The 1,356-nt window shown below is 58.3% G+C and carries 1 protein-coding gene and 1 pseudogene; both read right to left on the bottom strand.

Features of this window, described 5'->3' with window-relative positions; all coding sequences use genetic code 11:
* A partial coding sequence (locus HGI46_RS19995) for an IS5 family transposase (RefSeq protein ID WP_168905624.1) occupies positions 1-669 on the bottom strand: 669 nt, incomplete at its 3' end.
* 398 nt (positions 670-1,067) lie between these two features.
* Positions 1,068-1,356 (bottom strand): annotated as a pseudogene (locus HGI46_RS19990) (IS110 family transposase); the annotation flags it as partial.

The following is a 1,356-nucleotide window of genomic DNA, read 5'->3' as shown; positions in this document are numbered from 1 at the left end:
GACTTCGAAGCCCTTGACCGTGTCGGAGCGTTTGATGATTGCGATCATCCAGCTACCCAAAGGCTTCAGGGCATCCTTCAGTTTCTGGCCAGCATATCCGCCATCAGCGAACACGTGCCGCAGCCAGGGAAACCGCTTGATGACGCCGCCCAAGACCATCGGAGCTCCATCGCGATCCTGAATGTCAGCGGTATGGACGACGGCGTGAACCAGATTGCCCTCGGTGTCGGTTAGGATGTGACGCTTGCGTCCTTTGATCTTCTTTCCAGCATCGTAGCCCCGAGGTCCGCCACTTTCAGTGGTTTTGACGCTCTGGCTGTCGATCACACCGGCGCTGGGCGAGGCCTCACGCCCCTGCGCTTCACGGACCAGCATAAGAAGGCCATGGTTCAAGGCCTGCCATAGCCCAGTATCGCGCCATATGTAGAACCAGCGTCGCACCGTTGAGACCGGTGGAAAGCAAGGTGGCAGCATTCGCCATGGCAGCCCACCCCGGAGCAGATAGAAGATGGCCTCAACAATCCGGCGCATCTCCCACTTCCGTGGTCGACCTGTCTTTGCTGGTGGAGGAAGAAGGGGCTCGAAGAAAGCCCATTCGGCATCGGTTAAATCTGTTGGTAAAGCTAGCATGCTTCGCGCATGGAGAGCGCGAGTGGTATCGGTCCACATCGTTGTATCCCAGATAGTTTTTGGCGAAACCCCTGAATCAACGACTGGGCGGGTCGTCAAGCTAACCCACTGATACCACTCAACTTAGTTTCGGATCGGGCTCTGAGATGGGTCTCTGTCAAGGGTTCATGGCGGCATGATATGTTTCCGTGGCGTTCTGGATAACCTGGTCCGGGCCCGGTTTGCATGATCAGGCGCGGTGGTTGCGCCAGCTCCAACTTATATTCGGTCAGCACACTCGGCTGCTGAACCAACATCCCGCTTGCTGCGGACGGGGCCCAGGATGGCGGGACCATTCTCACGGATCGGCATGGTGTGCCCTGCAGTTACTCGGTCCGCCGCCCTGGTATCCAGCAGGGTCTGCAGGCCCTGACGGATCTCGAAGTAAGATTCGGCTGCTATTTGGCTTGCATAATTGCCCCCTCGATCACGACACCGGAAGAGACATATTTCCAGAGCGCAACGATGAGCTTGCGCGCCAGCGCGACGATGGTCGGTTTCTTCAGGCGTCCGCCGTTTTGCAACACGCGATCCTTGAACCAGCGGGTTAGTGCAGAGCCGGGTTGATGCCGGATCCACAGCCAGGCTATCTGGATGTAACTGCTCAGGAGGTTGGCACTGAGGCCGATCAAGCGACGGCGAAGCGTCCGTCGACGAGATCGTGGATTGCGCTGAGTGCGGACTGGC

Source organism: Novosphingobium sp. ERW19, assembly GCF_012641315.1.
Lineage (GTDB): Bacteria > Pseudomonadota > Alphaproteobacteria > Sphingomonadales > Sphingomonadaceae > Novosphingobium.
Note: the sequence above shows the minus strand (reverse complement) of the source record. Positions and strands in the feature narration are given on the sequence as shown.